The organism is Paraburkholderia sp., assembly GCF_004298475.1.
GTDB lineage: Bacteria > Pseudomonadota > Gammaproteobacteria > Burkholderiales > Burkholderiaceae > Paraburkholderia > Paraburkholderia denitrificans.
The window spans coordinates 77,861-102,942 of record NZ_SCRP01000015.1 but is presented as its reverse complement, the minus strand read 5'-3'; the positions used below and the strand labels follow the sequence as shown (position 1 = coordinate 102,942).

The 25,082-nt window shown below is 66.0% G+C and carries 19 protein-coding genes and 2 pseudogenes; 4 read left to right on the top strand and 17 right to left on the bottom strand.

From position 1 onward, the window contains the following. Nucleotide 1: 1 nt before the first annotated feature. The 6 genes and pseudogenes from EPN59_RS08910 to EPN59_RS08885 all read right to left on the bottom strand — a co-directional run bounded on the left by EPN59_RS08910 (nucleotide 2) and on the right by EPN59_RS08885 (nucleotide 5,258). Complete coding sequence (locus EPN59_RS08910; RefSeq protein WP_293039307.1) at nucleotides 2–520, bottom strand: YbaK/EbsC family protein; 519 nt, start codon at nucleotides 518–520, stop codon at nucleotides 2–4. 60 nt (nucleotides 521–580) lie between these two features. Continuing rightward, nucleotides 581–1,504 (bottom strand): hydroxymethylglutaryl-CoA lyase, encoded by a 924-nt coding sequence (locus EPN59_RS08905; protein ID WP_293039304.1) that lies wholly within the window; start codon nucleotides 1,502–1,504, stop codon nucleotides 581–583. A gap of 88 nt (nucleotides 1,505–1,592) precedes the next feature. Beyond that, nucleotides 1,593–2,543 carry a glyoxylate/hydroxypyruvate reductase A gene (locus EPN59_RS08900; RefSeq protein ID WP_293039384.1) on the bottom strand — a complete coding sequence of 317 codons (951 nt, stop codon included), beginning with the start codon at nucleotides 2,541–2,543 and terminating at the stop codon, nucleotides 1,593–1,595. A 22-nt stretch (nucleotides 2,544–2,565) separates the two neighbouring features. Next, nucleotides 2,566–2,781, bottom strand: a pseudogene (locus EPN59_RS08895) (VOC family protein); the annotation flags it as partial. Between the two features lie 264 nt (nucleotides 2,782–3,045). Further along, a complete protein-coding gene (locus tag EPN59_RS08890; protein ID WP_293039381.1) occupies nucleotides 3,046–4,299 on the bottom strand; it encodes an acetate/propionate family kinase in 1,254 nt (417 codons plus the stop codon). A gap of 23 nt (nucleotides 4,300–4,322) precedes the next feature. Then, nucleotides 4,323–5,258 carry a phosphate acetyltransferase gene (locus EPN59_RS08885; RefSeq protein WP_293039301.1) on the bottom strand — a complete coding sequence of 312 codons (936 nt, stop codon included), beginning with the start codon at nucleotides 5,256–5,258 and terminating at the stop codon, nucleotides 4,323–4,325. A 372-nt stretch (nucleotides 5,259–5,630) separates the two neighbouring features. Here EPN59_RS08885 and EPN59_RS08880 point away from each other — a divergent pair, with 372 nt between their 5' ends. After that, nucleotides 5,631–8,384 (top strand): DUF3141 domain-containing protein, encoded by a 2,754-nt coding sequence (locus EPN59_RS08880; protein WP_293039298.1) that lies wholly within the window; start codon nucleotides 5,631–5,633, stop codon nucleotides 8,382–8,384. A 211-nt stretch (nucleotides 8,385–8,595) separates the two neighbouring features. Here the strand turns inward: EPN59_RS08880 and EPN59_RS08875 are convergent, their stop codons facing one another. The 5 genes from EPN59_RS08875 to argS all read right to left on the bottom strand — a co-directional run bounded on the left by EPN59_RS08875 (nucleotide 8,596) and on the right by argS (nucleotide 14,703). Further along, nucleotides 8,596–10,236, bottom strand: coding sequence for an ABC transporter substrate-binding protein (locus tag EPN59_RS08875; RefSeq protein ID WP_293039295.1), 1,641 nt, complete (start codon nucleotides 10,234–10,236; stop codon nucleotides 8,596–8,598). 178 nt (nucleotides 10,237–10,414) lie between these two features. After that, a complete protein-coding gene (locus tag EPN59_RS08870) occupies nucleotides 10,415–11,191 on the bottom strand; it encodes an SDR family oxidoreductase (protein ID WP_293039292.1) in 777 nt (258 codons plus the stop codon). Nucleotides 11,192–11,207: 16 nt separating this feature from the next. Beyond that, complete coding sequence (locus EPN59_RS08865) at nucleotides 11,208–11,846, bottom strand: thiol:disulfide interchange protein DsbA/DsbL (protein WP_293039289.1); 639 nt, start codon at nucleotides 11,844–11,846, stop codon at nucleotides 11,208–11,210. A 144-nt stretch (nucleotides 11,847–11,990) separates the two neighbouring features. Beyond that, complete coding sequence (locus tag EPN59_RS08860; protein WP_293039378.1) at nucleotides 11,991–12,800, bottom strand: SPOR domain-containing protein; 810 nt, start codon at nucleotides 12,798–12,800, stop codon at nucleotides 11,991–11,993. A 118-nt stretch (nucleotides 12,801–12,918) separates the two neighbouring features. Next, nucleotides 12,919–14,703 (bottom strand): arginine--tRNA ligase, encoded by a 1,785-nt coding sequence (argS, locus tag EPN59_RS08855; protein ID WP_293039286.1) that lies wholly within the window; start codon nucleotides 14,701–14,703, stop codon nucleotides 12,919–12,921. Between the two features lie 306 nt (nucleotides 14,704–15,009). Here argS and EPN59_RS08850 point away from each other — a divergent pair, with 306 nt between their 5' ends. Beyond that, nucleotides 15,010–15,336 (top strand): DUF1840 domain-containing protein, encoded by a 327-nt coding sequence (locus EPN59_RS08850; protein WP_293039284.1) that lies wholly within the window; start codon nucleotides 15,010–15,012, stop codon nucleotides 15,334–15,336. 148 nt (nucleotides 15,337–15,484) lie between these two features. Here the strand turns inward: EPN59_RS08850 and EPN59_RS08845 are convergent, their stop codons facing one another. The 6 genes and pseudogenes from EPN59_RS08845 to EPN59_RS08820 all read right to left on the bottom strand — a co-directional run bounded on the left by EPN59_RS08845 (nucleotide 15,485) and on the right by EPN59_RS08820 (nucleotide 22,863). Beyond that, nucleotides 15,485–15,685, bottom strand: a complete 201-nt coding sequence (locus tag EPN59_RS08845; RefSeq protein ID WP_293039282.1) for an acid-shock protein — start codon at nucleotides 15,683–15,685, stop codon at nucleotides 15,485–15,487. 158 nt (nucleotides 15,686–15,843) lie between these two features. Then, nucleotides 15,844–18,561, bottom strand: a pseudogene (metH, locus tag EPN59_RS08840) (methionine synthase). Nucleotides 18,562–18,634: 73 nt separating this feature from the next. Continuing rightward, nucleotides 18,635–19,729, bottom strand: coding sequence for a homocysteine S-methyltransferase family protein (locus tag EPN59_RS08835; RefSeq protein ID WP_293039278.1), 1,095 nt, complete (start codon nucleotides 19,727–19,729; stop codon nucleotides 18,635–18,637). A 228-nt stretch (nucleotides 19,730–19,957) separates the two neighbouring features. After that, nucleotides 19,958–20,215 (bottom strand): DUF3567 domain-containing protein, encoded by a 258-nt coding sequence (locus tag EPN59_RS08830; protein ID WP_293039276.1) that lies wholly within the window; start codon nucleotides 20,213–20,215, stop codon nucleotides 19,958–19,960. A gap of 166 nt (nucleotides 20,216–20,381) precedes the next feature. After that, the gene (locus tag EPN59_RS08825; protein WP_293039274.1) at nucleotides 20,382–21,170 is read right to left on the bottom strand and encodes an alpha/beta fold hydrolase; all 789 of its coding nucleotides are present in this window, start codon (nucleotides 21,168–21,170) and stop codon (nucleotides 20,382–20,384) included. Between the two features lie 277 nt (nucleotides 21,171–21,447). After that, nucleotides 21,448–22,863: a DUF3108 domain-containing protein gene (locus EPN59_RS08820; RefSeq protein ID WP_293039272.1), complete on the bottom strand. Its 1,416-nt coding sequence runs from the start codon at nucleotides 22,861–22,863 to the stop codon at nucleotides 21,448–21,450. Nucleotides 22,864–23,135: 272 nt separating this feature from the next. Between EPN59_RS08820 and EPN59_RS08815 the strand changes: the two genes are divergently transcribed. Both EPN59_RS08815 and EPN59_RS08810 read left to right on the top strand, forming a co-directional pair. Beyond that, nucleotides 23,136–24,128, top strand: a complete 993-nt coding sequence (locus tag EPN59_RS08815) for a fumarylacetoacetate hydrolase family protein (protein ID WP_293039270.1) — start codon at nucleotides 23,136–23,138, stop codon at nucleotides 24,126–24,128. 47 nt (nucleotides 24,129–24,175) lie between these two features. Then, nucleotides 24,176–25,066 carry an enoyl-CoA hydratase/isomerase family protein gene (locus EPN59_RS08810; RefSeq protein ID WP_293039268.1) on the top strand — a complete coding sequence of 297 codons (891 nt, stop codon included), beginning with the start codon at nucleotides 24,176–24,178 and terminating at the stop codon, nucleotides 25,064–25,066. Nucleotides 25,067–25,082: the final 16 nt, after the last annotated feature.

Sequence of the window (25,082 nt, the reverse complement as noted above, 5' to 3'; positions counted from 1 at the left end):
CTCACGCGTCGCGCAAGGCGACATCGACCACGGGTGCGCCGGTCAGCGCGGCCAGTTCCTGCGGCGAGAGATTGAACACCGCATGCGGGTGACCGGCTGCGGCCCACAGGCTGTCGAGTTCGAACAGATCGGCGTCGATGAGCGTGACGGGCGGCGTGGCGTGGCCGATCGGGCAGACGCCGCCAATCGCGTAGCCGGTCTTCTCGCGCACGAACTTCGCATCGGCACGGCCGATATCGCCCACGTGCGCCGCGACTTTCTTTTCATCGACCCGGTTCGCGCCGCTTGCAATCACGAGCACGGGCGCGTCGTCATCGCGGCGGCGAAAGAGGATCGACTTGGCGATCTGCGCGACTTCGCAGCCGAGCCCGGCCGCGGCTTCGGCAGAGGTCTTGCCGGTTTCGGGCAGCATCACGACAGGCTTCTCGTGGCCGCGTTCGCGCAGCAGGCGCGCGACGCGCCGTGCCGAATCCGGCAGTGCGTCCAGATCGTCGTGCGAGGGGGAAAGCGTTTGCGTCATTGGATTCGTTCCTTCGTACTGCAACTCAACGGGCGATGCGTTTCGTGTCTTTACGTGCCGTTATGCGCATGCGGCTTCGCTGCGCTGCTTCGCGAGCAGCGCCTTGCCCGCACGCGAGACGTTGGCGCGGCCAATGGCATTCGAGATGAAATCGCCCGCTGCGACGACCTGGTTCAGATCGACGCCGGTGTGAATGCCAAGGCCGTTCATCAGGTAGAGCACGTCTTCGGTCGCGACGTTGCCCGTTGCGCCTTTCGCGTAGGGACAGCCGCCGAGTCCCGCCACCGAAGCGTGGAAGATCGCGATGCCTTCCTGCAGCGCCGCATAGATGTTCGCGAGCGCCTGGCCGTAGGTGTCGTGGAAGTGGCCCGAGAGACGCTCGCGCGGGAACACCTTCGTCACGGCCTCGAACACTTCGCGCGTGCGCTTCGGCGTGCCGACGCCAATCGTATCGGCAATGTCGATCTCGTCGCAGCCGAGCGCGGCGAAACGCTCGACCACATCCACCACGGATGCAACCGGCACCTCGCCCTGATACGGGCAGCCGAGCGCGCACGAGACGCTGCCGCGAATGCGCATGCCGTGTTGCTTCGCGGCTTGCGCGACCGGCACGAAGCGCTCGATGCTTTCGGCAATCGAGCAGTTGATGTTCTTCTGCGAGAACGCTTCGCTCGCGGCGCCGAAAATCACGATCTCGTCGGCACGTGCGGCGAGCGCACCCTCGAAGCCGCGCAGGTTCGGCGTGAGCACCGAATAGATCGCCCCCGCGCGCCGCTCGATCGCAGCCATGACTTCGGCGCCGTCGGCCATTTGCGGAACCCATTTCGGCGAGACGAACGAGGCCGCTTCGATGTTCGGGAATCCGGCCGCCGAGAGGCGGTCGATCAACTCGATCTTCGTTGCTGTGGCAACGAAGTCCTTTTCGTTTTGCAGACCGTCGCGCGGCCCGACTTCGACGATCTTTACTGCTGCGGGTAGGGTCATGCCTGTCTCCTGCCTATATCACCTGCGTTGCTTGATGTGCGTGTGTTGCGTGTGTTGCGTGTGTTGCTTGTGTTGTGTGCCGTGGCGTTCAGTAACCGCGCCCGATATGCACGATGCCGCTCACGGTTTCGCCGCGCGCGAGCGCTTCGATTTTGTCCGCGATCTGCGAGATCGCCTCGTCGCGCAGCGTGAGCGCCGAACAATGCGGCGTGATCGTAATGCGCGGCTCGCGCCAGAACGGATGATCGGGCGCGAGCGGTTCCTCGCGGAACACATCGAGCGTCGCGGCCGAAAGCGTGCCGTTCGCGAGCGCGTCGATGAGATCCTGCTCAACGAGATGCGAGCCGCGCGCCACATTCACGAGATACGCGCCGCGTTCGAGCTTGGCGAAAACGCGTGCGTCGAGGATGTCCTGCGTATCCGGCGTGGCGGGCAGCAGGTTCACGAGCAGCTTCACGCCGTCGAGAAACGCGTCGAACTGCGCACCGTGCAGCTCGCCCGAATAAGTCGCGATGCCATCGAGCGTTTTTGCGCTGCGCGAGAAGCCGCGCACGGGCACGCCGAGCGCGGCAATGGCGCGCGCGACCTGCGCGCCCAGCACGCCGAGCCCGAGCACGCCCACCGTGAACGCTTCGCGCGGATGCGGCGCGAGGACGTGCCACTCGCGCCGAGCCTGCGCGAGCGCGTATTCGTCGAACCGGCGCAGATAGCGCAGCACCGCGTGCTGCACGTATTCGCCCATCTGCTGCGCCATGCCCGAATCTTCGAGGCGGACGAGCAGCGCATCCTGCGGCAGCGAGCCGGGCTGATCGCGTTCGAGTGCGAGGATCGCATCGACGCCCGCGCCGAGATTGAAGATCGCGCGCAAGCCGGGACGCGCGGCCAGCAGTTCGCGTGGCGGATGCCAGACGATCGCGTAATCGGCGGCGGCGTTATCGCCCGGTTGCCATGCGCGCAGTTCGGCCTCGGGCAGTGCGCGAGCGAGACCATGGAGCCATGCCGATGCATCGGCTTGCGGCAGCCAGAACAGGATTTTCATTTTTGCCATCGTGCGGTGCGCCTTACCTGGCGAAGAGGCGGCCGATATCGGCGAACGCCTTGAATTCGAGCGCGTTGCCGCACGGATCGAGGAAGAACATGGTCGCCTGCTCGCCCACCTGACCCTTGAAGCGGATATGCGGCTCGATGACGAATTGCGTGCCCGCGTCTTTCAGGCGCGCGGCGCACGCGTGGTCGAGGCTCGTCACCGGAAACGCGAGATGAAACGGCTGCAAGGGCCGCTGATTGATGCTCGTAGCCTGCGACATGACAGTTCCCGTGGCTGGTGTCTTGCCGACATTCTACGTTTTCAGGCTCGTGGCTGCCGCCCTTTCACTGCTTGGCGCACGCGCTGGCTGCCGCGTGCATGCGCGCGGCATTGAGCGGGAAAAAAATTGGTTCGGCCCGTGGTGCGCACGGGCCGCAATCGCTTCACGCTTCTTCCTTCTGAGGAAAAAATCGTGCTTTCTCGCGCCGACTTCCGTGCGTTGCCGCCGATTACGTTACTTGCGCGTCGCCTCGCGCAGCAGACGCGCCGTGTGCAGCGCGATCATGCCTTCCTCGTCGGTGCGAACCGCGAATACGGGCACACGACTTTCGCGCGTGCTGATGTGCTCCTTGTTCGCGGCGTTCGCCTCCGCATGGATTTCCATGCCGAAGAGCGGCTTGAGCCGTTCGACCACCTGGGCGCGGACCGGCGGCGAATTTTCGCCGATGCCCGCCGTGAACACGAGCGCGTCGAGTCCGCCGAGCCCCACCGCGAGCTTGCCCACCTCCTGCGCGATGCGGTACGTGTAGAAATCGACGGCGAGCTTTGCCCGTTCGCTGCTGCTCGCAAGCAGTTCGCGCATGTCGCTGCTCAGGCCCGAGAGGCCCTTGAGGCCCGACTCGTGATACAGCAGCTTTTCGATGGCGTCGTGATCCATGCCGCTCGCCATCATCCAGAGTACCGCGCCCGGGTCGAGCGCGCCGCTGCGCGTGCCCATCGGCAGGCCGTCGAGCGCGGTCAGGCCCATGGTCGTCTCGACGCTCTTGCCTTCCTTCATCGCGCACAGGCTCGCGCCGTTGCCGAGATGCGCGACGATCACGCGCCCGAGCGCGATGTCGGGCGCAACCGAATGCAGATGCCGCGCGATGTATTCGTAGGAGAGCCCGTGAAAGCCGTAGCGGCGGATGCCGTCGCTGAAATAGCTGTAAGGCAGGGCGAAAAGCTGCTGCATGACGCCGTTGGTTGCGTGAAAGGCCGTGTCGAAGCAGGCGACCTGCACGAGTTCGGGCGCGGCCTGGCGCACCGCGCGAATCGCCGACAAATTGTGCGGCTGGTGCAGCGGCGCCAGCGGCGTGAGTGCGGCGAGTTCGTCGATGACTTCATCGTTGATGATCACGGCGTCGCTGTGGCGCGCGCCGCCGTGCACGACCCGATGGCCGATCGCGGCGGGCGGCGTGTCGCGCAGGCCCACCGCGAGCACGAGGCGCAGGAGGCGAAATGCGCCGTCGTGGTCGGCGACCTGCGCGACCGGAAACGTCTCGTCGACGATGAGCCGCCCGTCGGCCATGTGCGCGACCACGCGCGGCGACACGCCGATCCCTTCGATCTGGCCGCCCGCGCCGAGGATTGCGCGCGTGCCGCCCTCGACGGCCGGATCGTCGACGACGCGATACACCGAACACTTGATGCTCGACGAGCCCGCGTTCACGACGAGCACGACGTGGCCTTTATCAGATGAATACGCGGATGAATACGCGGGCGAATGCACGGGCGAATGCACGGGTTGTGTACTCACAGTTGCTCCATGCTCTTGCGTCGCGCGTGGGCGACGAGCACCGCAATCGCGCAACTGCCGATGCGCGAGCGCACGGTGTCGGCGCGGCTCGTCAGGATGATCGGCACACGCGCGCCGAGGACGATGCCGGCCGCTCCCGCACCGGCGAGAAAGGTGAGCTGCTTCGCGAGCATGTTGCCCGCTTCGAGGTCGGGCACGAGCAGGATATCGGGATCGCCCGCGACTTCGGAGACGATGCCCTTGATGCGCGCCGCCTCCTTGCTGATGGCGTTGTCGAACGCAAGCGGGCCGTCGAGCACGCCGCCCGTGATCTGGCCGCGCTCGGCCATCTTGCACAGCGCGGCGGCATCGATTGTCGAGGGCATCTTGTCGGACACCGTTTCGACGGCGGCGAGGATCGCGACCTTCGGCACGGCAATGCCGAGCGCCTGCACGAGCTCGATTGCGTTGCGCACGATATCGGCTTTGTCGGCGAGCTTCGGGAAGATGTTGACGGCGGCGTCGGTGATGAAGAGCGGCTTGTAATACGAAGGCACGTCCATGGCGAAGACGTGTGACAGACGCCGCTCGGTGCGCAGGCCCGTGGCGGCCTGGGCGACTTCGTGCAGGAGTTCGTCGGAGTGCAGGCTGCCTTTCATCAGCAGTTCGGCTTCGCCCGAGCGCACGGCGAGCACGGCGCGCGCCGCCGCCGCGTGGCTATGCGGCGCGTCGATGATTGTGACGCCCGCGAGCGACAGCTTCGCTTCGTCGGCCAGCGCGCGAATCCTCGCTTCGGGGCCGACGAGCAGCGGCACGATCAGGCCGAGGCTCGCGGCGTCGAGCGCGCCCGTGAGCGAGGACACATCGCACGGATGCGCCACGGCGGTCGGCACCGGGGCGAGGCTGCTGCAGCGTTCGAGCAGGACCGAATATTTGTCGGCCGATGAAGTCATGCGTGTCTCCATGCTGAATCACGGTTGTGCGCCGCCGCGTGAGGGCCGCATGCTGCGGCGCGCAACGCGCTGACAAGTGTAGTGCAGCGCCTGGATCGCCGTCGGAAAACTGTGCCGTACCAGCGCAGCATCAACGCCGCAGGGCGTGCGGCGCTGTGTCACGCATCGTTCATGCCGCGCGGAGATCATGTCCGGCGCGCCTTGCGGGGTTGCCCCCCGGGGGCAACCCCGCTGTCGCCGTTTTGCCTGCCTTGACTTTCGAGACAGGCCTGCCTAGATTGAAATACTGCAGTGCAACATACGCCTCGTGCCGCCTCGTGCCGCATCGTACATAACGCCGCCGGGGGCTCCCCGCTAAAGGAGATTCATGTCGTGGCAGTTTCCGCCTCTACTTCCGCTGCTTCGTCCATCCCTTCTTCGGCCCTGTCTTCGGCCCCTTCGCATGCCCATTCGCAGGCCGGTTCGCAGGCCGGTTCGTCCGCTGTGACCGGGCTGGCCGCCGCCCAGCCGCTCTACGAGTACCTGTTCGACGCCTGGCAGCGCAGCGTGTTGTTCTTCGACGTGCTGCGCGAGCGCGGCAATCAGACCCACCTGCACGAGCAGGCCGGGATGCCGCCCGTGCTGCGCTTCGAATACGAAGTGATCGCCGATGGCCGCGAACTGCACGATCCGTGCAACTACGCGCTCCTGCGCATCCTGCCCGAAGACGACGTGCCGTCCGATCCGCACATGCGTCCCTTCGTCGTCATCGATCCGCGCGCGGGCCACGGCCCCGGCATCGCGGGCTTCAAGATGGACAGCGAAGTGGGCATTGCGCTGCGCAAGGGCCATCCGTGCTACTTCGTGACGTTCTTCCCGGTGCCGTGCGAGACGCAGACCATCCAGTCGGTCGCGCAGGCCGAAGCCGTGTTTATCCGCAAGGTGCGCGAACTGCATCCCGAATCGGACGGCCTGCCGTTCGTGATCGGCAATTGCCAGGGCGGATGGGCGGCGGCGCTGCTCGCGGCTTCGGCGCCGGAACTCGTCGGGCCGGTCATGCTCGCGGGTTCGCCGCTTTCGTACTGGGCGGGCGTGAAGGGCAAGAATCCGATGCGCTACGCGGGCGGCATGCTGGGCGGCACGTGGACATCGTCGCTCGCTGCCGATCTGGGCGACGGCCACTTCGACGGCGCGCATCTCGTGCAGAACTTCGAGAACCTCAATCCCGCGAACACCTTCTGGGGCAAGCTCTACAACCTGTATGCGAACGTCGATACGGAGCGCGAGCGCTTCCTCGAATTCGAGCGCTGGTGGGGCGGCCACTTTCAGCTGAACCGCGCCGAAATAGACTGGATCGTGCAGAACCTGTTCGTCGGCAACCATCTCACGCGCAACGAGGTGTACGCGAAGCACGCGCGCGCACCCGTGGATCTGCGCAATATCCGCACGCCGATCATCGTGCTCGCTTCGTGGGGCGACAACATCACGCCGCCGCAACAGGCGCTGAACTGGATTCCCGATCTCTACGCGAGCGTCGACGAAGTCATCGCCAACGAACAGGTGATCGTGTATTGCCTGCACGACAAGGTCGGTCACCTCGGTATTTTCGTTTCGGCGAGCGTGGCCAACAGAGAGCACACGGAACTGTTTTCGGCGCTCGATCTGATCGACGTGCTGCCGCCGGGTCTTTACGAAGCGAAGATCACCGACACGACGCCGGAAGCGGGCCGCCTCGAAGCGCTCGAAGGCCGTTATGAAATCCGCTTCGAGCGGCGCACGATCGAAGACATTCTCGCGCTGGACGACGGCCGCGAAGACGAGCAGCCGTTCGAAGTGGTGCGCCGCTTCGCCGAGAACAACCAGCGGCTCTACGATCTGCTCGTTTCGCCGTTCGTGCGTGCTTCGAGCAACGCGTTGTCCGCGCACATGCTGCGCGAGACGCATCCCACGCGCGTGGAGCGCAGCGTGTTGAGCGATGCGAATCCCGCGCTTCTCGGGCTGCCCGCCATCGCCAGGACGGTGCGCAAGCATCGCAAGCCCGCCGCGCCCGACAATCCGTTCACGCTGCTCGAACGGCAGATGTCGGCCAGCATCGAATCCGCGTGGGACATGTACCGCGACGCGCGCGATACGTGGATCGAGAACACCTTCTACAGCGTCTATACGGCGCCGTGGGCGCAGGCCTACGTGGGAGTCGCGCCGAACCAGCCGCTCGATCCGATTGCGCCGCCGCTCATGGAGCTGCGCAAGGAACTCGCGCAATTTCGCCTGCGCTCGGCGCGCGAACACTTGCACACGGGCACGCTCGTCGATGCGTTCATGCGTATCGCCGCGTACCTCGTCGACGAAATGCATACGGTGCAGTACCGCCCGTTCCAGCGCATGCGCGAACTGGCGCGCGAGTACCTCGGCGCGAGCCAGCCGACCATCGCCGAACTGAAGGAGGCTGCGCGCCGCCAGGGTGCGATTGTCCATCTCGATCCGCAGGCTGCGATCGACGCGCTGCCCGATATCGTGCCCGACATGACTACGCGCCGCGCGCTGCTCGCGGCGGTCTATCGCATTGTGACGGTATCGGGGCCGCTCGAAGGCGAGCAGCGCGAGCGCTTTCGCGTGGTGCAGCGGGCGCTCGGCATCGAGCCGGGTAGCGAGAAGGGCGGGATGCCGCCGCAGGACGGCGGTCCGGCAACGGGCGGCGCTGTGCCTCCTGCGGGCGCGGCCGCTTCGGGTGCGGTGTCGGGAGGGGGGAGCGCGCAAGCCGCGGGCGAGGCGGACAAGGCGGCTGTGCCTGCGGTCAGCGCCGAAGCGCCGGTTGTTTCGGGTGCTTCGGGTGCTAGCGCGAACGAGAATGCGACGCCGAAGCGCGCGACGTTGAAGGCGAAAACCGCCGTGAAAACAGCGGCCAAAGCAGCCGTGAAAGCAACCGTGAAAACCGCCACGAAAACTGCTGCTAAAACCGCCGCGAAAACCGCCGCGAAAACCGCCGCGAAAGCGAAAACAACGCCGGGCAAGGTTGCGTCCGCAACTGCGAAGCCGCCTCGCGAAGCCACGCCCGCACGCCGCGCGCGTAGCGCAGCGCCATCGTCGTCGCGCGTGGCGGGTGCGCCAACTGCACGCCGTCGCGCTACGCGTGCCACGGGCGAATAACGCCAGCGGATAGGGCGGGCAACCCGGCGCACGCGACGCACTGTGCTGCGCAGCGTGCGCCTGCCCGGCAATCGCCGGGGCGACGTATGCTGCGCGCGGCATACGAAGGGCGGATCACCACCCGCGAGGCAAGCCATGCAGACACTTTCCGACCGCTCGCCCGCCGGCATCCGCGTCCACGCTATCTCGCGTTGAGCGGGCCGTTGAACGATTACTGCACTGCGACGTCCGCGAAGTTCTGGCGTCCGAACGGGCTCACGCGATAGCCGCTCACGTTGGTGCGCGTGATCGCCGCGGCGGTCGGATAGCTGAGCGGAATCCACAGCGCCTGATCGCGGATGATCTTCTGCGCCGCTTCGTAAAGCTTTACGCGCTCGGCCTGATTGGCGGTGGTCTTGCCGTCGGCGATCAGCTTGTCGAGTTGCGGATCGCAAAAGCGCGCGAAGTTGATGCCCGACTTCACCGCGTTGCAGCTAAAGAGCGGCGAGAGGTAGTTGTCCGGATCGCCGTTGTCGCCGGCCCAGCCCATGAACAGCGTGTCGTGCTGGCCCTGCTTCGCTTCCTTGATCAGTTCGCCCCATTCGATCACCTTGATCTGAGCCTTCACGCCGATCTTCGCAAAGTCGGCCTGCAGCAGCTCGGCGCCCACGCGCGGATTCGGATTGAGCAGGCTGCCGTTCGGACGCACCCAGATCGTCGTCGAGAAGCCGTTCGGGTAGCCCGCGTCGGCGAGCAATAGCTTCGCCTTCGCCGGGTCATACCGATACGGCTGAACATCGTGCGCGTAGCCCCAGGTGATCGGCGGCCACGGATTCGTTGCGGGCGTCGCGGTGTTGTCGAACACGGTTTTCAGGTAGGTCGTGCGGTCGAACGCCATGTTCAGCGCCTGACGCACCTTCGGGTTGTCGAGCGGCTTTTTCTGCGTGTTCAACGCGACGAATGCGGTCATGAAGGCAGGCGTTTCGACCACGCTCAACGCCTTGTCGGCCTTCGCCGCCGCGACGTCCTGGGGCTTCGGCGAAAGCGCAATCTGGCATTCGCCTGCCTTTACCTTCTGCGCGCGCACGGCGGCGTCGGGCGTGATCGCGTAGACCAGCCGGTCCACCTTCGGCTTCGGCCCCCAGTACGCGGGGTTCACGTCATAGCGGATCAGCGCATCCTTCGTGTAGCTCTTCAGCATGAACGGGCCCGTGCCCACGGGCTTCGCATTGAGATCGATTTCCTTGCCCGCCTTCTGGAGCTGGTCCGCGTACTCGGCGGAATAGATCGATGCGAAGCCCATCGTCAGGATCGAGAGGAACGTCGCGTTCGGCTCGGTCAGTTCGAACCGGACCGTGTTGTCGCCGACTTTCGTGACCGACTTGACGAGCTTCGTCAGTCCCATCGACTGTGCATGCGGAAAGCCACTTGCGCCCGCCACCTTGTGCCACGGATGGTTCGGGTCGAGCATGCGCTCGAACGTGAAGACGACGTCGTCGGCGTTCAGCGCGCGCGTGGGCTTGAACCACGCAGTCGTCTGGAACTGCACGTTGGGGCGCAGATGGAATGTGTATGTGAGGCCGTCGGCGCTCACGGTCCACTTGTCGGCGAGCGCGGGCATGACCTTCTTCGCGGCCTCGTCGTACGAGACGAGCGAATTGAAAATCACATCGGCGGACGCGTTGGTCGTCACGAGCGAGTTGAACTGCACGACGTCGAAGCCGTCGGGGCTCGACTCGGTGCAGACAGTCAGCGGTTTTGCGCCTGCGGGCGCAGCTGCGCAGGCGAGTGCGCCGCAGATGGTCAGCCAGCCGGCGAGCGAGGCAATGGCGCGCAGCGCGCCGGGCGCAGGGACAAGTGAGGTGAGGCGCATGGGATCTCCGGTTGTCTGCTGTAGCGTTCGGGAGCGCGGCGAATGCGGTGCACGGGAGCGCCCGATGGGGGAAAGCTTATCGAAGGGAAATTGCCGGGACAACCGATGACCCGCATAGCGCATACGAAGGTGCGATCACGTTGCGGCAGCACGCAAAACGATCGCGCGGGCGTGCCGTTCAGTGGTCGGCGGCGGCGCGCGGCTTGCGGGGAGCCCGCTCGAACACGCGGTCGTAGAGCCAGCGCGGCAGCATGCGCAGCAACGCGGCGCCCACGCGCATCGGCCACGGAAAGATCGCGAACGGCGTGCCGCGCGCAATCGCTTCGGCTGACTTGGCGGCGAAGCGGTCGACGTCCATCAGGAACGGCATGGGATACGGATTCTTGTCCGTCATCGGCGTGCGGATATAGCCGGGCGCGATCGTGACGACGCTCACGCCGAACGGCCGCATCTCGACGCGCAGCGCTTCGAGGTAGGCGAGCGTAGCGGCCTTCGACGCGCTGTACGCGCCCGAACCCGGCAGCCCGCGCACGCCGGCCACGCTCGCAATGCCGACGAGCGTACCGCGTCGCGCCTCGCTCATCGCGGCGGCGAACGGTTCGAAGGTGGCGACCATGCCGAAGTAGTTGGTGTCCATCACGTCGCGAAAAGTCGCGAGGTCGCCGTGGCCGGTGATCGCGCCCTGGCTCACGCCCGCGTTGGCGATCACGACGTCCGGCAGGCCGTGCGCTTCGATGAACGCGCGCGCGGCGTCGGCGAGCGCATCGGCGTCGCGTACGTCGGCGAGATAGAGGGAGACGGAGGACTGCGGGTGGGACTGCTGGAAGCTGGCGAGGGCGTCGGCGCGGCGCGCGACGAGCCCGAGGATGGCGCCGCGCCGCGCGTATTCGGCGGCGAGCGCGGCGCCGATGCCGCTCGACGCGCCGGTGATGAAGACCTTCAACGGTTGACTCATACCGGCGCGCAGGGGCTTACATCTTCTTCGCGCGGACCTGCGAGACGAGGAAATCGAGCACCTGGATCGTGCCCGGCAGCGTGCCGGCCTGTTCCGGGCCCGTTTCGTACTTGCCCTGCACGGCGAGCGTCGGCACGCCTTCGATCTTGTACGCGCTGATCACTTCCTTGTCGCGCTGGAGGGCGGATTGCGTCGAGAACGAGTTGTACGCGTCCATGAACTTCTTCGTATCGACGCCCTGGGTCGCGAGGAACTTGGCCTGGTCTTCCGGCGTGAGCAGGTAATTCTTGTTCACGTGGATTTCATGGAAGATGGCCGGCGTGAGTTTCTGCACGAGGCCGAGCGCGTCGAGCGCGTAGAACATCTTCGAGTGCGGAATGAAGTCGTCGCGGAACGCGACCGGGATGCGCCGGAACACGACGTCCGGACCTTGTTTCTTGACCCACGCTTCGAGGTACGGGTCGAATGCGTTGCAGTGCGGGCAGCCGTACCACATGAATTCGATGACTTCGATCTTGCCTGCGGGCACGCCAAGCGGCTGCTGTCCGGCGAGGACCATGTAGTCCTTGTTGGCGACGGGCGCGGCGGGCGAGGCGTGGGCGACCCCGGCGATCATCGAAAGCGAAAGCAAAAGCGAACCAAGAAGTCGTTTCATATCTTGTTGATTTACGTTGGCGTGACTGGCGGCGCCGACGCTGTGCTGTACCGCACGCTCGCGCGAGCGACGCTCGCACAGTGCAGGCTCCGGCGTGCGGGTCATGCGTTGCAAGTTGCCCGCACACTGCGGCGGGCGCCCGGGTTACTGCTTCGTGAAGCGGATAACGGCTGTATCGATGCCCGCGTCAGACAGCCGTTGACGCGTGGAGTTCATGTCGTCGAACTTCGTGAATGGCCCGATGCGGACACGATAGTACGTGATACCGCCCGCATCGCGCTGGGTGACCTTCGATTCGAACCCCTGGAACGCCAGACGGGCGCGTTGCTGCTCGGCGTCGGCGGAAGTCTTGTACGCGCCCACCTGCAGGAAATAGCCCGTATTCGCCTCGGCGGCGGACGGCACGCCCGGCGCGAGTTTCGCGGCCGGCGTGGGAATGCCCGTCGCGGGCTTATGCGGCTCGTTGTTCGCGAGGATCTGCGCGGGGTTGCTCGCCGGCTGTGGTTTTTTCTCGGCGATGGCGGGCCGCGACGGCACGGCGACGCCGTTTGCAGCCGCCGATGCGTTATCGGTCGGTGCGGCCGACGGCGGCACTTCGACGATCTGCGGCTCCTGGAGCATGCCCGCGGCCTGCGATGGATTGGCGCTCTGGCCCGGCGCGGTGTTGGGCGGCGTGCCCTGCGCGGCCTGCGGGACCGGCTGGCCAGGCGACTTGCCCTGCAGCGCGCGGTTCGGATCGTATTGGGCGTCGGCCTGGCTCGCGTCGGAGGCGGCTGGAGGCGCGACCTTCGAGACGAACGGCGTGGGCGTGCGCGTGATGTAGAGCGCCACCACCACTGCAATCGCAAGGCCGACAATCAGGCCTAGCACGACACCGAGAAACGTACCTCCAGACTGCTTCGACTGCTGTTTTGAAGTGCGGCGCGGTTGTGCCATCGTCTGAATCACCTGCAAACAAGGGAGTTCTGGAATGGCCGCCCGCGTGGTGCGGACGGCCCCATGCATATCGCGTCGCGTGTCGCTCGCTCGAGGTCCGCTTCGAGGTCCGCTTTAAGGCCAGCTTCGATGCCAGTCACATGCGCTCGGGCGCGGACACGCCGATCACGGCCAGCCCGTTCGCGAGCACCTGGCGCGTGGCCGCGAGCAGTGCGACGCGGGCGTCGCGCTCGGCGGCATCGTCGACGAGTACACGTTCGGCATTGTAGAACGAGTGAAACTCTGCGGCGAGTTCGCGCAGATAGAACGCGACGGCGTGCGGCGCGAGTTCGGCGGCAGCGTGCGTGAGCATGTCGGGGAACTCGGCGAGCTTCGCGATCAGCGCCAGCGCGCGCTCGCTCGACAGCGGCGCGAGATCGACCTGCGGCAGCGCGGCGAGGTTGCCGCCGTGCTTCGACTGCCAGTCGTTCAGGATGGACGAGATCCGCGCGTGCGCGTACTGCACGTAATACACGGGATTTTCGTCGTTTTGCTTGAGCGCGAGGTCGATGTCGAACACGAATTCGGTGTCGGCCTTACGCGAGATCAGGAAGAAGCGCACGGCGTCGCGCCCGCGGCGGACGGTGGCCTCGTCGAGCAGATCGGGCGAGACTTCGCTGCCCGGATTGGCGCCGCCCGACCATTCGATCAGGTCGCGCACCGTCACGTAGCTGCCCGCGCGCTTCGAGATCTTCACTTCCTGGCCGTCGCGCATCACCGTGACCATCTTGTGCAGCACGTAGTCGGGGTAGCCCTTCGGAATGCCGGCGCGGAGCGCCTGCAGGCCCGCGCGCACGCGTGCGATGGTGCCGTGGTGGTCCGAGCCCTGCACGTTGATGACCTTCGTGAAGCCGCGCTCCCACTTGGTGACGTGGTAGGCGACGTCCGGCAGGAAGTACGTATAAGTGCCGTCGGACTTGCGCATCACGCGGTCTTTGTCGTCGTCGTAGTCCGTGGTCTTGAGCCACAGCGCGCCGTCCTGCTCGTAGGTCTCGCCCGAGGCGACCAGCGCTTCGACGGTCTGCTCCACGCGGCCTTCCGTGTAGAGCGACGATTCGAGGTAGTAGCGGTCGAATTTCACGCCGAACGCCTGCAGATCCAGATCCTGCTCGTGGCGCAGGTACGCGACGGCGAAGCGGCGGATCGCTTCGAGATCCGCCGGATCCTGCGCGCCCTTTACCGGCTCGCCGTCTTTCGCGGCGACCGTTGCGCCTGCGAGATAGTCCCGGGCGATATCGGCGATGTACTCGCCGTTGTACGCCGCTTCGGGCCAGTCGGCGTCGCCGGGCTTCAGGCCGCGCGCGCGCGCCTGGGTCGAGACGGCGAGGTTCTGGATCTGGACGCCCGCGTCGTTGTAGTAGAACTCGCGGTGCACGCCGTAGCCCTGCGAGGCGAGCACGTTCGAGATCGCGTCGCCGAGCGCGGCCTGGCGGCCGTGGCCGACGTGCAGCGGTCCCGTGGGGTTCGCGGACACGAATTCGACGAGCACGCGCTTGCCCGCTTCGCGCTGCGAGCGGCCGAACGTCTCGCCTTCGGCGAACACGGCGCTGATCGCGGCGCGTTTCGCGTCGGCGGTGAGGCGCAGATTGATGAAGCCGGGACCGGCGATTTCGGCGGCTTCGATGAGACCGGCTGCGGCGGGCAGCGCGAGCGCGGCGGTGACGATCTGTTGCGCGAGCTGACGCGGATTGGCGCGCAGCGGCTTGGCGAGCTGCATCGCGACGTTGCACGCGACATCGCCGTGGGCGGCGGCTTTCGGGCGCTCGAGCGTGATGGCGGGTACGACGAATGCCGATTCGGTGGCGCCTTCGAGCGCCTTCGTCACCTGGCTGACGGCGTCGGCGAGCAGGGTCTCCAGCGTGTGTTTCTGTGCGGGCAGCATGCTTGTTGCAGGTCCTGTGCGGGTAGTTGAGTGCGTTCCGATGGCGTGGGCCGTCGCGGACCGTCGCGCGGTGGGCGTGAAACCGGCCTGCGCCTTGCCGGGCGCGCCTTGCGGGTAATTCCGTTCAGACGGATTTTAGCAGGTGCTAATATGTGCAATGAGATGCCCTGCAAGGGCGGGCGCTGCCTTCAGGCGGCTGCCGCGCGGGGTCTTTGCCGGGATGGGCTCACTGGCCGCTCGTTTGCAGGCTTTTGCGGAATGCGGGCCGAAACGCGTGGGCCTCAAAAAATCAAAGGGGGAATTGTCATGCTGGTTACCTTCAAATGCCATGCGGCACCCGATGTCACGATGCTGGAGAACCTCGCCCAGTACCTGCTCGGCATCATCGGCAAGCGGCTCGCGCCACGCGGCGTGATCACGCACGACGAACTCGATGTCGCGATCACGAAGCTCGAAGACGCCATCGCCTCCGACAAGAAGGAACGCTCGGAGCACGAGGGCCATTTTCACGAAACCGAAGACGATCACGCGCACCACGAAGTGCCGGTGGGCCTCGCCCAGCGCGCGTTTCCGTTCCTCGACATGCTGCGCGCGGCGCGTACGGAACAGAACGACATCGTCTGGGGGATTTGATCGCGCGTAAGGCCGTTCCCGGCTGCGCTTTCCGTTCCTGAACCAGCACGAAAACGAAGAGCCCGCATCGCGCGGGCTCTTTTTTGTGCACGCCGCACGATGCCGCCGCATGTGCCGCATGTGCCGCGCGTGAGGGCGCGAGACGCGCTTACTGGCTGGCGGCCACGGGCGCAGCCGCAGCCGCGCCGTGCTTCGCCTTCATCTTCTTCGGTTTTTTCACGTGCTTGACGATGGGCGCCGAGTACGACGACACGGCGCTCGCTTCCTGGGGCGCGGCGGGCTGGGCGAACGACGGCTGCGCGAGTGCCGCGATGCCGAGGGCGGTCAACATCAACGTCAGCTTCTTCATACGATTTCTCCGTCGCGTGTTGTTGTCAGGGACTGGCTGACGATCAGGCCGGGTCGGCCCTACGGGCCTGTGGCTATATATGGCCGACTCGTCTTGCCAGGCGCGAAAGCCGCACGCGGCGGCCAGAATTCGAACCGGCCGCCGCGCGACTGCCTGCGTCAAAGCAGCGGAGCGAGCGCGCGGCGCGCGTCCTGATCGGAGAGGGCCATCCTGCGCGCGTAGTCGGCGAGCTGATCGGCGCCGATCTTGCCCACCGAGAAGTACTTGCTGTCCGGGTGCGCGAGATAGAAGCCCGAGACGCTCGCAGCGGGCAGCATCGCGAGCGATTCGGTCACGCTCATGCCGATCTCGTTCGCCTGGAGCACGTCGAACATGTCGCGCTTCACGAGGTGGTCCGGGCAGGCCGGATAGCCCGGCGCCGGGCGGATGCCCGCGTATTTTTCGGCGATGAGCGCGTCGTTGTCGAGCGTCTCGCTCGCCGCGTAGCCCCACAGGTCGCGGCGCACGCGCGCGTGCAGCGCTTCGGCGAACGCTTCCGCGAAGCGGTCGGCGAGCGACTTGAGCATGATCGCGCTGTAGTCGTCGTTGTCCTTCTGGAACTGCGCTTCCTTCACGTTCACGCCGATGCCCGCCGTCACCGCGAACATGCCGATGTAGTCGGCCACGCCTGATTCCTTCGGCGCGATGAAGTCGGCGAGCGAGCGGTTCGGACGCATCACGCCGTCCACCACTGGACGCACCGTCTGCTGGCGCAGACTGCGCCACGTGAGCGCCACTTCGCTGCGCGACTCGTCGGTGTAGATCTCGATGTCGTCGTCGTTGACGGTGTTCGCGGGAAGCAGCGCGAGCACGCCGTTCGCCTGGAGCCAGCGGCCCTGCATGAGGCGCGCGAGCATCGACTTTCCGTCTGAAAACACCCGGCGCGCCGACTCGCCGACGATCTCGTCGTTGAGAATCTGCGGGTACTTACCCGCGAGATCCCAGGTCTGGAAGAACGGGCCCCAGTCGATATATTGCGCGAGTTCGTTCAGATCGAAGTTCTTGAACACGCGGCGGCCGATGAACTTCGGCTTCACGGGCTGGAAGTTCGTCCAGTCGATTTTCGTCTTGTTCGCGCGCGCTTCTTCGAGCGTCACGAGCGGCTGCGTCTTCTTGCTGGCGTGCTGGACGCGGATGCGCTCGTAGTCGCTCTTGAGGTCGTCGAGGTACTTCGTTGCGCCTTCGTCCGAGAGCAGGCTCGACGCGACCGACACCGAGCGCGACGCGTCCGGCACATACACGACCGGCCCTTCGTATTGCGGCGCGATCTTCACGGCGGTATGCACGCGCGAGGTCGTTGCGCCGCCAATCAACAGCGGAATCTTCTTCACGCGGAAGTAGTCGTCGCGCTGCATTTCGGACGCGACGTAGGCCATTTCTTCGAGCGACGGCGTGATGAGGCCGGAGAGCCCGATGATGTCCGCGCCTTCGACCTTCGCTTTCGCGAGGATCTCGTTGCACGGCACCATCACGCCCATGTTGACCACTTCGAAGTTGTTGCACTGGAGCACGACCGACACGATGTTCTTGCCGATGTCGTGCACGTCACCCTTCACGGTCGCGACGACGATCTTGCCCTTCGCGCGCACGTCGCCGCCCGCTTCGGCGAGCAGGCGCTTTTCCTCTTCGATGAACGGAATCAGGTGGGCAACGGCCTGCTTCATCACGCGCGCCGATTTGACGACCTGCGGCAGGAACATCTTGCCCTGACCGAACAGGTCGCCGACGATGTTCATGCCGTCCATGAGCGGCCCTTCGATCACGTTGATCGGCCGCCCGCCGCCGCCCATGATCTTCTGGCGCGCTTCTTCGGTGTCCTCGACGATGAAGTTCGTGATGCCGTGCACGAGCGCGTGCGCAAGACGCTTCTCGACGTCCTGGTTGCGCCATTCGAGGTTCTCTTCCTTCTTCGCGGCGCCGGTCTTGAACTTGTCGGCGATTTCGAGCAGGCGGTCGGTCGCGTCGGCGCGGCGGTTGAGCACCACGTCTTCCACGCGCTCGCGCAGCTCGGGATCGAGATCGGCATAGACGCCGAGCTGACCCGCGTTGACGATGCCCATGTCCATGCCCGCCTGGATGGCGTAGTAGAGGAACACCGTGTGAATCGCCTCGCGCACCGGGTCGTTGCCGCGGAACGAAAACGACACGTTCGACACGCCGCCGCTCACCTTCGCGTACGGCAGGTTCTGCTTGATTCAGCGCGTCGCTTCGATGAAGTCGACGGCGTAATTGTTGTGCTCTTCGATGCCCGTCGCCACGGCGAAAATGTTCGGGTCGAAGATGATGTCCTCGGGCGCGAAGCCCGCTTCGTTCACGAGGATCTCGTAGGAGCGCTGGCAGATCATGGTCTTGCGCTCGAACGTGTCGGCCTGGCCCTGTTCGTCGAAGGCCATCACGACCGCCGCCGCGCCGTAGCGGCGAATGCGCTTCGCGTGGTGGACGAACTGCTCCTTGCCTTCCTTCAGCGAGATCGAATTGACGATCGCCTTGCCCTGCACGCATTGCAGGCCCGCTTCGATCACTTCCCACTTCGAGGAGTCGATCATGACCGGCACGCGCGCGATATCGGGCTCGGATGCGATGAGGTTCATGAAGCGCACCATCGCCGCCTTCGAGTCGAGCATGGCTTCGTCCATGTTGACGTCGATGACCTGCGCGCCGTTTTCGACCTGCTGGCGCGCGACCGCGAGCGCCTCGTCGAACTGGCCGTTCAGGATCATCCGCGCGAATGCCTTCGAGCCCGTTACGTTCGTGCGCTCGCCCACGTTGATGAAGAGCGAGCCTTCGTTGACGTTGAAGGGTTCGAGGCCGGAGAGTCGCAAGGTGTGGTCAGTCATGGCGTGGGACCGGATCGTCAGGTTGTCTTGAATGGGCGAGGCGCTTTGCGGCTCTATGTGGCTGTGCGTAGCTTCAGGCGGCGTCGCGATACTGGCCGGGCCAGCGGCGCGGCTTGACGTCGGCGAGCGCTTTCGCAATCGCGACGATGTGATCGGGCGTCGTGCCGCAGCAGCCGCCTGCGACGTTCACGAGACCCGCCGTGGCGAATTCCCTGAGCAGGCCCGACGTGTCCGCGGGCGTTTCGTCGAAGCCGGTGTCGCTCATCGGATTGGGCAGGCCCGCGTTCGGATAGCACGACACGTACGTGTCGCACAGCTTGGCAAGCTCGGCGATGTACGGGCGCATCAATGCCGCGCCGAGCGCGCAGTTCAGGCCGAACGTGAGCGGCTTCGCGTGGCGCAGCGAGTTCCAGAACGCCTCGACGGTCTGGCCCGAGAGAATGCGGCCCGAGGCGTCGGTGACGGTGCCCGAGATCATGATCGGCAGGACCATGCCCGTGTCTTCGAACAGCTCGTCGAGCGCGAAGAGCGCGGCCTTCGCGTTGAGCGTGTCGAAGATCGTCTCGACGAGGAACAGGTCGCAGCCGCCGTCCATCAGCGCCTTCGCCTGCTGGTAGTACGCGGCGCGCAGTCCGTCGAAGGTAATGTTGCGTGCGCCCGGATCGTTCACGTCCGGCGAGATGCTCGCGGTCTTCGGCGTCGGCCCGATCGCGCCCGCGACGAAGCGCGGCTTGTCCGGGCTCGAATAGTGGTCGCACGCGGCGCGCGCAAGCTTCGCGGATGCGAGGTTCATCTCGTCGACGAGGTCTTCCATGCCGTAGTCGGCCTGGGCGACGGTCGTCGCGCCGAACGTGTTGGTCTCGATGATGTCGGCGCCGGCGGCGAGATACTGGTTGTGAATCTCGCGGATGATCTGCGGCTGCGTGATCGAGAGCAGTTCGTTGTTGCCCTTGATGTCGCGCGGGAAATCCTTGAAGCGCTCGCCGCGATAGGCGGCTTCGTCGAGCTTGTAGCGCTGGATCATCGTGCCCATCGCGCCGTCGAGGATCAGGATGCGCGACGCGAGCAGCGCGGGCAAGGCGGCGCCGCGCGTGTACTGGGCGGGCACGGCGCGCTCGTCCGTGCGGACGGCGGCGGTGCTGGAGACGTTATCGGCAGGCTGGTTCATGGGGTGCGCGCGGGCTGGATGCCGGTTGAACGGGGGAGAGCCCGTTATTGTAGCGGCTGACGGGCAGATCCGTCGGGCGCTGCGAAGTGGGCTGAGAAGCAGGCTGAGAAGCACGCTGAGAAGTACCCCGTGAAGCACGATGCGCGGCGGGCCCAAAAAGCAAAACCCCGTCCGCCGAAGCGGACGGGGTTCCCTGAGCGTGTGCTCGAGTGCCGTCTGTGCGCGAGGTTAGTGAAGCACCACCGGTTGCTGCATGAGACTGTCGAATTGTCCGAGGAACTCGTCGACCTCGTCGAGCGACGGCTCTTCTTCGATCAGCCTTTGTACATGCTCGCGAAAACTCGCCGCCAGCGCGCCTTCAATGAAGATCTCGCGGCGCGCGTTTTTGTCGACGATTTCATAGCCGCCGGCACTCATGACGACATGACCGTCTTGTGGCGGGAACTCGACAACGCAATAGTTCTGACTGTTGTAGATCATTTGCATGGCGACACTCCTTTTTTCCTGTGCTCCCTCGCATCCTTGTGGGCATAAATGGAGCGTTCGTTCTGGAATTCAAGTGGGCCTGCATCACCACTTTTCAGCCGCTCTTCAGTACTACTCCTCCTTTTTTTTCGCCTTCTCCTGCTGTTGCCTGCTTCAGTCGTAGCTGTTAGACCGACTGCCGCAAAAACGTTTCAAGCAACGCCGTGAATCGATGCGATTCCTCTACCGGGGCCAGATGTGCCGCGTCGAGGATCTCGAAACGCGCGCCCGCGATGGCATTGGCGAGCCCCTGTGTAAGCGCAACCGGCGTGCCGCTGTCGTAGCGCCCGGCAACTGCGAGCGCGGGCATGCGCAGTTGCGCGAGCCGCTCGTGCACGTCGAATTCGCGTAGCGCCTCGCACGCCATTGCATAGCCTTCCGAAGCTGTGCGTAATAAAACGTCACATATTTGCTCGACCGTTTCGCCGTGCATGCGGCGGAAATCGGGCGTGAACCAGCGCTCCATCGTTGCGCTCGCGAGCACCGCCGTGCCTTCACGGCGCACGAGCGCGGCGCGCCCGGTCCACATCGCGTGCGCTTCGGGTGGCGTGCGGCTCGACGTGTCGCACAGCGTGAGCGAGAGCACGCGCGACGGATACTCGATTGCGAACTGTTGCGCGATCATGCCGCCCATCGACACGCCGACGAGGTGCGTCGTCGTTACGCCGTTTGCATCGAGGATTGCGCCCAGATCGGCGGCTAGCTGTGCGAAGCCGAACGCTTCGCGCGAAACGGCGCTCGCGCCGTGACCGCGCACGTCGTAGCGCAGCACGTTGTAGCGATGACGGAAGTGACCGGCCAACGCGTCCCACACAGTGAGATCGCCGCCGAGCTGATGCACGAACGTGAGCGAAGGACCGCCGCTGCGCGCGTCGAGGACGTAGTGCGTGTCGATGCCGTTGACGCTCACTTGCATGGTTTCCTCCTTCACGTTGCGGGGCAGGAAGTCAGGCTGTTGGCGAGGTGCTGCGTGAACGTCACGCTGGTGGAGCAACCCGCGCGCGGGTTGCCGCGGGGTGCTTTCGGATGCGCGGCTTCATGACGAACGTTGCGGTCGATAAAGCTCGCATCCAGTGAACCGAGTATGCGCTATTTCCCGCATGCTTGCCGGAGCGCGGGCCGACTGGCGACGCGCGTTTGTGAGCGTGTGTTACCGGCTGGTTTTGCCCGGCGCGCTTGCGAGATTCACCGACTCAAGGCTGCGTGGGCGCTTCGCTGTCTGGCGGCGGCGCAACCGGTTCTGATGCGGTGGGCGCAGGTGCAACCGGTTCAGACGCGGCTGGCAGTGGAGATGGTTCGGACGCCGTGTCGCCAGGCGCCGTGGCCGATGTGCCGGCTGGCGCCGTTCCCATGGCGGGCGCTGCGGCGTTGGGTGCGTCGTCGGCTACCCCGGCGCTGCCGGATCTGCCTGCATCGTTCGACGCGGGCGACGCCAGCGCCCCGCGCCACAGCAGTTCGAATTCGGTGCCGTTGGGTTCGGTCTGCACGAGCCGCACCGGCAGCCAGTCGAGCGACGGCGCGAGCCATACGTCGATGCGCCGCTTGTCGCCTTCGCGGCGCGGCAGCCGCATGAAGTGGCGCGCCGTCACGAAGCCGTGGTTCGTCTGCACCGTTTCGTCGCCGATCGTCGTCACGGGCCAGTCTTCGCCGCTATCGTTGTCGGCGACGTAGAACGCGCGCGTGACGCCGGGCTGGTACGTGCCTGGGTCGCCGCGAACGAGACTCGCGAGCTGCATGACCATGCTGAAGCGATCCTGTGCGCCGTCGGGCAACGCGAGCGAGTTCGGCGTGCGCGTGAACACGATCTGCCTGTTGTCGCGGTTGAAGACCGTCACGTCCGAGGGGCGATGGCCGCGCCTTTCGATGTACTGGTCCGGCGCGAGGCCGAATGCATCCACACGACCGCGGCTCGTCCAGCTCAACGTGCCCACGAACGGCAGCGGCACCGACACCACCATCTCGTAGTGCTGCGCGTCGCTCTTCCAGTGGATCGTGCCCGGCTGGTTGCGCACGCCGTTATAGAACGTGTCGTACCGCAGGTCGCCCGAGGGCGGGACCGAGAACTTCACGCCATGCGATGCGCTCGCCGCAGGCGCCGATGGCGTATTGCCGTTGCCCGACGCGGCATTCGCGTTGCCGCCCGGGATGGCGCTTGCTGCCGCGCTGCTGGCCGCCGCGTCGCCGGACGGCGCGGCGGTGGTGGCGGCGGTGGCGGCTGTGCCCGAGGCGGGCGGTTCGACCGGGGCCCTGGGATGCGGTCGCGGCGGCCGGGGCGGTGTAAAGGCATGGAGCGCATGCGCGTCGTGCGGCGCGTGATGCGCCTGGTGCGCCCGGCGTGCCTGGCGTGTGGCCGGTTTCGGCGCGGCGGCGGCTGTTGCGGGATGGGCTTCGCGTTCGATGCGCTCGGGCTTGAGCAGCGCAACCTGAACCGGCACGTGCGCGGCGGACGCAGGCGGCGCCACATCGCGGTGCCGCTCGAACCACGCCACGGCGAGCCCGTGCAGGATCGCGACCGCGATGAATACCGCCACCCAGCGCCACGCGCGCGCGCTGCGCGGCTGGGCGGAGCCGGTTCGCTCGGGGCGGATTGGGGCGGTGGCGGTCGACATCGGCGGGAATGTGGCGATTGAGGATGAACGTTACTGTGACACGGCGCGCGGGTTGCGTGCCGAATGTGCCCCGCGTGCGTGCCGAACGTGCAGCCAGGCGGGTTCGGACACGCATGCGCAACGCGCGTTGCGCTGCGATAGTGCGTGCCGGGTGCGGCGGCGTCCGCTGGCGCACGCCGGGCGGTCGGGGCCGCTTTGGCCCGCTTTGGCCGGGCGGATTTGCCATCGTAGAATACATTTCCTCCATCGTCATACGAACAACGCCCGCTTTTATGAAACTCGCCACGCTGAAGGACGGCACGCGCGACGGCCAACTGATCGTCGTTTCCCGCGACCTGCGCACCGCCGCCATCGCGGACACGATCGCGCCGACGCTGCAACGCGTGCTCGACGACTGGCGCTTTTACGCGCCGCAACTGCTCGATCTCTACGATGCGCTCAACCACGGCCGCGCGCGCAACAGCTTCAGTTTCGATGCGCGCAACTGCATGGCGCCGCTGCCGCGCGCCTATCAATGGGCGGACGGCTCGGCGTATGTGAACCACGTCGAACTCGTGCGCCGCGCGCGCGGCGCCGAAATGCCGCCCGAATTCTGGACCGATCCGCTCATGTACCAGGGCGGCAGCGACGACTTCATCGGCCCCGCCGACGACATCGTGTGCGCGTCCGAAGCGTTCGGCATCGACTTCGAGGCCGAGGTGGCGGTGATCACCGGCGACGTGCCGATGGGGACCACGCCCGAGGGCGCGCTCAAGGCGGTGCGCCTCGTCACGCTCGCCAACGACGTGTCGTTGCGCCACCTGATTCCCGCCGAACTCGCGAAGGGTTTCGGCTTTTTCCAGAGCAAGCCGGCCACGTCGTTCGCGCCGGTCGCGGTGACGCCCGACGAACTCGGCGAGCACTGGCGCGAGGGCCGCGTGCATCTGCCGATGCTGGTTCACTGGAACGGGAAGAAGGTCGGCCAGCCCGACGCGGGCACGGACATGGTGTTCCACTTCGGCCAGTTGATCGCACACGCGGCGAAGACGCGCAATCTGCGCGCGGGCGCGATCGTCGGTTCGGGCACGGTCTCGAACAAGGACGCGAAGCGCGGCTACTGCTGCATCGCCGAAAAGCGCTGCCTCGAAACGATCGAGCACGGGCAGGCGAGCACGGAATTCATGAAGTTCGGCGACACGGTGAAGATCGAGATGCTCGACGCGGCAGGCAAGTCGATTTTCGGTGCGATCGACCAGGCGGTCGCGCCGCCGCATGAAGCGGCATGAGCATCGCTTAAAAGTCGTCAGCCATCCGAAGCAAGGAGAACCTGCGCATGAACGATCCTTTCTACGCACACTATCGCGCCCTGCGCGTGCAGCGGCACGAGCACGGCATCGTCGAAATCGTGATGAGCGGCGAAGGCGCGAACAAGAGCGGGCTTGCGACCGCCAACGCCGACATGCACCGCGAACTCGCGCAAATCTGGCGCGACGTGGACCGCGATCCCGATGCGCGCGTTGCGCTGATCCGCGGCGAGGGCAAGGGTTTTTCGGCGGGCGGCGATCTGCAGCTCGTCGAGGACATGGCCACGCATTTCGACGTGCGCGCGCGCGTGTGGCGCGAGGCGCGCGACCTCGTCTACAACGTGATCAATTGCAGCAAGCCGGTCGTTTCGGCGATGCACGGCCCGGCCGTGGGCGCGGGGCTCGTCGCGGGCCTGCTCGCCGATATCTCGATCGCGGCGAAGACCGCGCGCATCATCGACGGCCATACGCGGCTCGGCGTCACCGCGGGCGATCATGCGGCGATCGTGTGGCCGCTCTTGTGCGGCATGGCGAAGGCGAAGTACTACCTGCTGCTGTGCGAACCGGTGAGCGGCGAGGAAGCGGAGCGCATCGGCCTCGTGTCGCTGGCGGTGGACGAAAGCGATCTGCTGCCGAAGGCGTTCGAGGTGGCAACGCGGCTCGCGAACGGCTCGCAGACCGCCGTGCGCTGGACCAAGTACGCGCTCAACAACTGGCTGCGCATGGCGGGGCCGACTTTCGACACGTCGCTCGCGCTCGAATTCATGGGCTTCGCGGGCCCGGATGTGCGCGAGGGCGTGCAGTCGCTGCGCGAGCGGCGCGCGCCGGATTTTCCCGGGGGCGATCCGTTTGGCGACCCGTTCGGCGATTCTTCTGGCGACCCGTTCAGCGATCCTTCCGGCGACCTGTTCGGCGCTTGATGTCTGCTCAACGTCC

What these genes read in the sequence shown, in the direction of transcription:
- EPN59_RS08815 (WP_293039270.1), top strand. Translation starts at nt 23,136, where the DNA reads ATGAAACTCGCCACGCTGAAGGACGGCACGCGCGACGGCCAACTGATC.
- EPN59_RS08870 (WP_293039292.1), bottom strand. Translation starts at nt 11,191, where the DNA reads ATGAGTCAACCGTTGAAGGTCTTCATCACCGGCGCGTCGAGCGGCATC.
- EPN59_RS08850 (WP_293039284.1), top strand. Translation starts at nt 15,010, where the DNA reads ATGCTGGTTACCTTCAAATGCCATGCGGCACCCGATGTCACGATGCTG.
- EPN59_RS08820 (WP_293039272.1), bottom strand. Translation starts at nt 22,863, where the DNA reads ATGTCGACCGCCACCGCCCCAATCCGCCCCGAGCGAACCGGCTCCGCC.
- EPN59_RS08875 (WP_293039295.1), bottom strand. Translation starts at nt 10,236, where the DNA reads ATGCGCCTCACCTCACTTGTCCCTGCGCCCGGCGCGCTGCGCGCCATT.
- EPN59_RS08900 (WP_293039384.1), bottom strand. Translation starts at nt 2,543, where the DNA reads ATGAAAATCCTGTTCTGGCTGCCGCAAGCCGATGCATCGGCATGGCTC.
- EPN59_RS08825 (WP_293039274.1), bottom strand. Translation starts at nt 21,170, where the DNA reads ATGCAAGTGAGCGTCAACGGCATCGACACGCACTACGTCCTCGACGCG.
- EPN59_RS08905 (WP_293039304.1), bottom strand. Translation starts at nt 1,504, where the DNA reads ATGACCCTACCCGCAGCAGTAAAGATCGTCGAAGTCGGGCCGCGCGAC.
- argS (WP_293039286.1), bottom strand. Translation starts at nt 14,703, where the DNA reads ATGCTGCCCGCACAGAAACACACGCTGGAGACCCTGCTCGCCGACGCC.
- EPN59_RS08810 (WP_293039268.1), top strand. Translation starts at nt 24,176, where the DNA reads ATGAACGATCCTTTCTACGCACACTATCGCGCCCTGCGCGTGCAGCGG.
- EPN59_RS08835 (WP_293039278.1), bottom strand. Translation starts at nt 19,729, where the DNA reads ATGAACCAGCCTGCCGATAACGTCTCCAGCACCGCCGCCGTCCGCACG.
- EPN59_RS08885 (WP_293039301.1), bottom strand. Translation starts at nt 5,258, where the DNA reads ATGACTTCATCGGCCGACAAATATTCGGTCCTGCTCGAACGCTGCAGC.
- EPN59_RS08830 (WP_293039276.1), bottom strand. Translation starts at nt 20,215, where the DNA reads ATGCAAATGATCTACAACAGTCAGAACTATTGCGTTGTCGAGTTCCCG.
- EPN59_RS08845 (WP_293039282.1), bottom strand. Translation starts at nt 15,685, where the DNA reads ATGAAGAAGCTGACGTTGATGTTGACCGCCCTCGGCATCGCGGCACTC.
- EPN59_RS08910 (WP_293039307.1), bottom strand. Translation starts at nt 520, where the DNA reads ATGACGCAAACGCTTTCCCCCTCGCACGACGATCTGGACGCACTGCCG.
- EPN59_RS08865 (WP_293039289.1), bottom strand. Translation starts at nt 11,846, where the DNA reads ATGAAACGACTTCTTGGTTCGCTTTTGCTTTCGCTTTCGATGATCGCC.